The sequence below is a fragment of the Collimonas fungivorans genome, from assembly GCF_028292705.1.
GTDB lineage: Bacteria > Pseudomonadota > Gammaproteobacteria > Burkholderiales > Burkholderiaceae_D > Collimonas > Collimonas fungivorans_B.
In genome coordinates, this window is sequence record NZ_JAQGLV010000115.1 from 1 (window position 1) to 7,439 (window position 7,439).

8 protein-coding genes are annotated in these 7,439 nt (G+C 66.0%); all 8 read right to left on the reverse strand.

Annotated features, from left to right (window positions below; translation table 11 throughout):
• The coding region (locus JWQ61_RS05525; RefSeq protein ID WP_304359642.1) for a class II aldolase/adducin family protein at positions 1-325 on the reverse strand (325 nt) is incomplete at its 3' end.
• A gap of 28 nt (positions 326-353) precedes the next feature.
• Positions 354-1,310 (reverse strand): D-isomer specific 2-hydroxyacid dehydrogenase family protein, encoded by a 957-nt coding sequence (locus JWQ61_RS05530; protein ID WP_304359643.1) that lies wholly within the window; start codon positions 1,308-1,310, stop codon positions 354-356.
• A gap of 12 nt (positions 1,311-1,322) precedes the next feature.
• Positions 1,323-2,432, reverse strand: a complete 1,110-nt coding sequence (locus JWQ61_RS05535) for an LLM class flavin-dependent oxidoreductase (RefSeq protein ID WP_304359644.1) — start codon at positions 2,430-2,432, stop codon at positions 1,323-1,325.
• 28 nt (positions 2,433-2,460) lie between these two features.
• Positions 2,461-3,681, reverse strand: a complete 1,221-nt coding sequence (locus JWQ61_RS05540) for an acyl-CoA dehydrogenase family protein (protein ID WP_304359645.1) — start codon at positions 3,679-3,681, stop codon at positions 2,461-2,463.
• 4 nt (positions 3,682-3,685) lie between these two features.
• Positions 3,686-4,555, reverse strand: a complete 870-nt coding sequence (locus JWQ61_RS05545; RefSeq protein ID WP_304359646.1) for an ABC transporter ATP-binding protein — start codon at positions 4,553-4,555, stop codon at positions 3,686-3,688.
• Between the two features lie 2 nt (positions 4,556-4,557).
• Positions 4,558-5,412 (reverse strand): ABC transporter permease, encoded by an 855-nt coding sequence (locus JWQ61_RS05550; protein ID WP_304359647.1) that lies wholly within the window; start codon positions 5,410-5,412, stop codon positions 4,558-4,560.
• 182 nt (positions 5,413-5,594) lie between these two features.
• Positions 5,595-6,515: a LysR family transcriptional regulator gene (locus JWQ61_RS05555; RefSeq protein ID WP_304359648.1), complete on the reverse strand. Its 921-nt coding sequence runs from the start codon at positions 6,513-6,515 to the stop codon at positions 5,595-5,597.
• A gap of 118 nt (positions 6,516-6,633) precedes the next feature.
• The coding region (locus JWQ61_RS05560; RefSeq protein WP_304359649.1) for a 1-aminocyclopropane-1-carboxylate deaminase at positions 6,634-7,439 on the reverse strand (806 nt) is incomplete at its 5' end.

Consider the following 7,439-nt stretch of genomic DNA (forward strand, 5'->3'; position numbering starts at 1 on the left):
GGTCCGAGACCCGGATGTGGCCGAAATAGACGCCGGCCGGGTTGACCCAGAACTGGTCGGGATGTTCTGGATCGCGCGCGGTGATGTGGCCGGCGCCGCCCATGTCGTAGCCGTAGCGGGCAAACAGTCGGAACGAGGCCGCCAGCCGCTGCTTGCGGTACAGGCGCGCGGCTTCCACCGTGGGCGGCGGTGGCGGTTCGGCGAAGATGATGTTGCCGTCGGCATCGCGCGGCGCCGAATAGATCGCGGGGCGTGGCGGCGGATTGCCGACTACACGCAGGTGCGGCTTGGACAGCGGCGCGCTATGCAGGGGAGAAGTGCTCATGGTTGGGTTCCTGTTGGTCAGAGTGGGTTCAGTAGCCGCGCGCCAGGTCGACCACGTCGGTCAAGGGCTGGCCGCTGCGGAAGCGTTGCAGGTTGCCGAGGAACTTGTCGAGCAGCGCCTGCACGATGTGGTCGGTGCTGGGCGAGATATGCGGCGACAACCGTATCTGCGGATGGCTGTAGAAGCGATGCCCGGCCGGCAGCGGCTCCGGCTCGGTGACATCCAGCGTCGCCAGGCCGATGCGGCCGGCGTCCAGCGCCGCCAGCAAGGCCTGGTCGTCGATCAGGCTGCCGCGGGCGATGTTGATCAGGTGCAGGCCGGGCTTGGCTTGCGCCAGCACCGCATGGTTGACCGCATGGCGGGTGGCCGCGGTGGCCGGTGCGGCCAGCACCAGGTGGTCGGAACGCGCCGCCAGTTCCGCCAGGCTGGCTACGCCTTCCACGCCTTCGATGTCGAACGGCGCGTCAGAGCGGCGTACGGCCAGCACGCGCAGACCGAGCGCCTGGGCTCGTTGGGCCAGCGTGCGGCCGATCGAGCCGAAACCGTACAAGCCCAGCACGCTGCCTTGCACCAGCGACAGCGATTGCCGTTTCCATTGCGAGGCGTCTGCCAGCCAGATATCGGGAATGCGCTTGGCGGCGCTGAAGATGGCGGCCAGCACGTATTCGGCGATGGCGTCCGATGCGGTGCCGCGCGCCGAGGTGACTACCGGCCCCTGGAACAGCCAGCGCGGATAGTAGTCGATGCCGACCGAGGCCAGCTGCACCCAGTCCAGCTTGAACGGCCAGCCTTGCGGTATCGGCGCCGCCTGGGTGGCGGCAGCGTTGCCGGATTTGCTGAACGGCAGCGCGAACAGCACGCTGGCGTCGCCCGGCAAGGCAGCCAGCGGACCGGGCGGCAAGTCGATCACGCGCACGCTGGCCTGCTGCGCGAGTTGCAGGTTGACGGCAGGATCGAACTGGCTGGCGACGACGAGTTCACTCATGGGATGCTCCGCTCAGGCCGCTTGCTGGGCTGGCGCATGACCTGCTTCGCGTTGCGCCACCGCGGCGCGCACCAGCGGCAGCAGTTCGCGGCCGTATTGCAGGGCATCGGCGACCGGATCGAAACCGCGGATCAGGAAAGTGGTGATGCCAAGGTCGTAATAATCGAGCAGCGATTCCGTCACCTGCTGCGGCGTGCCGACCAGCGCGGTCGAGTTGCCGGCAGCCTTGGTCAGGGCGGTGATGCCGGTCCACAAACGCTTGTCGACCACCTTGCCCTGCGCCGCGGCCGCCAGCAGCCGTTGCGAACCGACGTTTTTCGGCTGCTGCGAGCGGCTGGCGAAAAACACGTTATTGCGGACGTTGGCGGTGGCCTGTTCCAGGATGCTGTCGGCGCGCGCCCAGGCTTGCTCTTCGGTGGCGCCGAGGATAGGGCGCAGCGACAGGCTGAAGCGGATCTTGTCGGCGCGACCATGGCGGCCGGCAGCAGCGCGCACCTTGTCCACGGTTTCCTTCACCTGCGCCAGCGATTCGCCCCACAGCGCGTAGACGTCGGCGTGCTTGCCGGCGACTTCGATGGCGATATCCGAGGAACCGCCGAAATAGATCGGCAGGTGCGGCTTTTGCGGCGAGCGCACCACTGCGTTCTGGCCCTTGACGCGGTAGTGCCGGCCTTCGTGGTCGAACGGGCCGCTGGAAGTCCAGGTTTTGCGGACTACCTCCAGGTATTCGTCGGTGCGCTGGTAGCGTTCGTCGTGATTCAGGAAATCGCCGTCGCGCTGCTGTTCGGTATCGTCGCCGCCGCTGATGATGTGGACCGCCAGGCGGCCGTCGCTGAACTGGTCGAGCGTGGCCAGCTGGCGCGCAGCCAGGGTCGGCGCCACGAAGCCGGGGCGGTGCGCCAGCAGGATGCCCAGCCGTTCAGTCTGGTGCGCGATGTAGGCGGCGACCTGGAAACCCTCGACCGAGCTGCTGCTGTGCGCCACCAGCACGCGGTCGAAACCGGCGTATTCGTGGGCGCGGGCAATCGCGCCGACATAACTCTTGTCGATCGCGGGACCGTGCGGCAACAGCGTTTCGGAAGTTTCCTGGGTGGCGGAGATGCCGATGAATTCGATGCTCATGTCAGATCCTTGTGAAGTAGGTAGGGGTTCAGGCGGCGCGTACTGCGCTGGCCTGTGCTTGCACTTGCGGTTGCGGCTGGCTGGCAAACGCCGCGCGGCCGCCGGCCACCAGGATGGTGTCGTTTTGCGGCGTATGGATGCGGCTGCACAGCACATTGCGGTAATGCCGTTCCAGCGCGTTGCTGCGCGACAGTCCGGGATTGCCGCTGATTTCGATGGCTTTTTCGACCACCGCGATGGCCTGGGTGGTGACCAGGTATTTGATGCGGCTGGCGTCGCCGGCGCCGGCCTGGCCGCCGATCGCGGCATCCAGCAGGACGCGGTTGGAAAACAGCCAGGCGTCCAGCTGGCCGACCACTTCCTGGAAGCGCGGCAGGGTCGCCAGCGAGGCGCCGAGGTTGGCTGGCGCCCTTGTTTGCAGCCATTCGACCAGCCAGTCGCGGGCGGCGCGGGCGACGCCGTCGTAGATCGCGCCCAGCAGCACCGACATCCATAGCAGCAGCGACGGATCCAGCTCTGGAGGCGTGGTAGCCGGCGCTACATCGACCGCGTGTTCAGCCGGCACCAGCACATCCTCGAACACCACTTCGTGGCTGCCGGTGGCGCGCATGCCCAGGTGATCCCAGCTTTCGATCACCGAAATGCCGGGTGTATCGCGATGCACCAGCCAGGCGCCCACCAGCGGCTCCGGATCGTCGCTGCGGGCCCAGACAGTGAGCCAGGTCAGGCGCGGGATGCCGGTGGAATACAGCTTGCGGCCGCTGATGCGCCAGCCTTCCGGCACGCGCCGCGCCACCGTCGCCGGCAAGCCGCCGCGCGCCGGCGTGCCCAGTTCCGGCTCGACCCGCAGTGCGTTGATCAGGGCGCCGTCGCGCACCGCATCGGCTGCCACCTGGCGGTACAGATGCGGCGGCCAGCGCGTGGTGCGCGGCGTTGCCGTGTGCTGCAGGTATTGCATGGTCAGCACCAGCGCGGTGGACGGGTCGCCATAGGCTACCGCGGCAATCACCTTGCGCGTCTGCGCCAGGCTGGCGGCCAGTCCGCCGAAGACGCGCGGCACGGTCAGCGCCAGCAAGCCATGTTCATGCAAGCGTTCGAAATTACGGTGCGGAAAACTGCCGTCGCGGTCGTGCTGGGCGGCGCTGGCGGCAAATTCGGCGCTCAGCGTGGCCAGCAGCTGGGCGAACTCCGGTGTGTCGAGGGTGGACGCGGCGGGCGGTGGCAGCGGGGTCAGATTGTTGGCTGTCATGGGCTCAGATGGAAAAATTGCTCAGGTTGAAGGGCGCCGCCGGCGACGGTGGAACCAGGTGCAGCACAGGTTTGGGCGCAGCGCTGTCGGCCTCGAGTTCAACCCCCAGCAGCTGCAGCAGCTGGGTCCGCACTTTCTGGAAAGCGTGGTTTTCGGCGCTGCGCGGACGCTGCTGGTCGATGCGCAGGTCGGCCACGATGCGGCCGCCGTCCAGCACCAGCACGCGGTCGGCCAGCAGCACCGCCTCGTCGACGTCGTGAGTCACCAGCAGCACTGCCGGCTGATGGACGCGCCACAGCGACAGGATCAGCTGGTGCATGCGGATGCGGGTCAGCGCATCCAGTGCGGCGAACGGTTCGTCCAGCAGCAGCAGCTGCGGTTCGCGCACCAATGCGCGCGCCAGCGCCACCCGCTGCGCTTCACCGCCCGACAGGGTGCCGGGCCAGGCGTTTTCGCGATGCGCCAGGCCGACTTCGGTCAGGGCCTGGCGCGCCCGTTCACGCGCCTGCGGAATGTGCAAACCCATGACGACATTGCGCCAGGCGCGTTTCCACGGCATCAGCCGCGGCTCCTGGAACACCGCTGCGCGCGCCTGCGGCACTTGCAGGTCGCCGGAGCTGATCTGGTCCAGGCCGGCCAATGCGCGCAGCAGGGTGGTCTTGCCGGAGCCGCTGCGGCCGAGCAGGGCGATGAATTCGCCGGGGCGGATATCGAGGTCGAGCCGGTCCAGGATCGTGTTCTGTCCGAAGCGTTTGCTCAGCTGGCGGGCGCGCACTGCGTTACTGGGGTTGCCGGCGGGGCGGATGACTTCCGGTTCGACGGTTTCATCTCGTAGCCGGCCGGTGTCGGTCACTGAAAGTTTGGCGGTCAGCATGCTCAGTCCTTGATGAAAGAGGGGCGCCAGGCCAGCGCAAAATGTTCGATGCTGCGCACCAGCAGGTCGGTGAACAGGCCCAGCAGGCTGTAGGCCAGCAGGCAGACCACGATGATGTCGGTGCGCATGAAATCGCGGGCGTTGTTGATCAGGTAGCCGAGGCCGGCGGTGGCGTTGATCTGTTCCACGATCACCAGCGACAGCCAGCTGATGCCGAGCGCATAACGCAGGCCGAGCAGGAAGGACGGCAGCGCGCCGGGCAGGATCACATGCCAGATCAGGCCGAAATGGCCGAGGCCGAACAGGCGCCCGGCTTCGATCAGCTTGGCGTCGATGCTGCGGATGCCGCTGTACAAGGTCAGGTACATGGGGAAGGTGGTGGCGAAAGCGATCAGCGTCACCTTGGTGAACTCGCCGATGCCGAACCACAGGATGAACAGCGGCACCAGGCCGACGAAGGGTAGCGTGCGCACCATCTGCATCGGCGAATCGACGATTACTTCGCCGCGTCGCGACAGGCCTGAAACCAGCGCCAGTGCGGTGCCCAGCGACAGCGAGATCGACAGGCCGGTCAGCACCCGGCCCAGCGACACCAGGATGTTGCTGCCCATTTCGCCGGATGCGACCAGCGTGCCGAAGGTGGCGCCGATCTGCGACGGTGCGGCCAGGATGCGTTCCGGGATAAACCCCAGGCGCGAGGCGGTTTCCCATAGTAAAAGAATCGTTATCGGGCTGGCTGCGCGTGAAAGAAACGCCAGCAGGCGCCGCCGCAGCACCTGGCGGAAATTGGACTGGCCGGTTTCAGTGGGGGCGGTGCGCGGTGCTGCGCCGGAGTGGGAAGCGGTGGCTGTCGACATCGTGCTTGATGATCCGTAAAACAATTGCCTCCGGCCGTCGAAACCCTTGGCTGCAGCCCTTGGGCGTGCAGCGCAGTGCGACCGTAAAGTGGATCATAAGTCGTGCGATATTATGATAAAACGAATTATTTATTATATGAAAATATGAATTTTGAGAATAATGACGCCGGCGCCGCGCGAGCTCAGGCCCTTAGCCTGCGCCGCGGCTCTGCGCCGTCGAAGGTCTGCGCCACGGCGCTGCCGAACAGGTCGACCGCCTGCTGCAGGCCGCTTGCCAGGCGTGTCTGCTGGATCAGCCAGATGTCGAGCAGCGGCTTGAAATCGGTGACGTTGACCACATCCAGCTGGTCGCGGTAACGGCTGCGCGCCAGTTGCGGCAGCGGCATCAGGCCCAGCCCGAGGCCGCTGGCGACCAGGCCCAGCTGCAGGTCGGCGCCGAAGGTTTCCAGGTTGATCTTGAACGACAGTCCCTGGCCGGCAAGCGCCCGCTGCAGGCCGGCGCGGAAACCGCAGCCGTCGGGATTGAGCACCCAGCCGCGGCCGTGGCAGTCGGCCAGCTTGTAGCTGCGGCGGGTCATCTCGCCCTTGGGCGCCACCACTACCAGCTCGATCCGTCCCAGGGTCTTGCCGCTGACGCCGTCCGGCAGCACCTTGGTGGCCGGGAACAGGGCGGTGGCGGCATCCAGCTCGCCGTTGGCGACCTTGTCGACCAGTTGCGAACCCCAGCCGGTCGAGACCTGGGTATTCAGTTCGGGAAAACTATCCTTGATCTGCCTGAGCGCCTCCAGCAACGCGATGTCGCCGATGGACTGGATCACGCCGAGACGGAACACGCCGCTGGGCAAGTCGTCGTGGGTCACCAGGTCGCGCAGCGATTCGACTTCGCGCAGCACCGCGCGGCATTGTTCGTACACCAGCTTGCCCATGGCGTTGGGCCGCGGCGGCTTGGTGCTGCGGTCCAGCACATCGATGCCGAGCGCTTCTTCGAAACTCTGGATGCGGCGCGTGATGGCCGGCTGGGTCAGCTGCAGCGACTCGGCGGCGAGGCTGATGGATTGACAGCGCACGACGGCGACGAATGCATCGATATCATCTATCTTCATAAGAAATTCGCATATATGGCTGAGTTATTTATACGAATTTTAACAGCAAGACAGAAACTGTGGATTGTCATTTCTGACAGGTTTATCGACTATTCATATGCGGCTGCAGCGGCTCCTGTCAGCCGTTGCGGAACAGGAAGCTGTAGGCGTTCAGCGCCGGCACGCCGCCCAGGTGGGCGTACAGCACCCTGGAGCCGGGCGGGAATTCGCCCAGCCTGGTTTTTTCTATCATGCCGTGCATCGACTTGCCTTCGTAGACCGGGTCGGTCAGCATGCCTTCCATGCGCGCGCAAAGGCGGATCGCTTCCAGCGTGCCGTCGTTCGGCAAGCCATATTCGGGGCCTCCGAAGCGCGTGTCCAGCACCACATCCCGGGCCGTGATGTCGCGTTCCAGCTCGACCAGCGCGGCGGTGTTTTTTGCGATGCGCAGGATCTGCTCGAAGGTTTGCTGCGGCTTGGCCGAGGCATCGATGCCGATCACGCGGTCGGCGCGGCCGTCCGCGGCGAAACCGACCAGCATGCCGGCTTGCGTGCTGCCGGTTACCGAGCAGGTGACGATGTAGTCGAACTTGAAACCCAGCTCAGCTTCCTGCTGCCGCACTTCTTCCGCAAAACCGACAAAACCGAGGCCGCCGCGCGGATGTTCCGAGCAGCCGGCCGGAATCGGGAACGGCTTGCCGCCGGCTTTGCGCACGTCCTCCATGGCTTGCTCCCAGCTCTGGCGGATGCCGATGTCGAAACCGGCGCTGTCGAGCCGCACCTCGGCGCCGAGGATGCGCGACATCTCGATGTTGCCGACCCGGTCGTACACCGCATCCGAATAATTCACCCAGTTCTCCTGCACCAGCACGCACTTCAGGCCGAGATGGGCGGCAACCGCTGCCACCTGGCGCGTCTGGTTGGACTGGATGCCGCCTATCGACA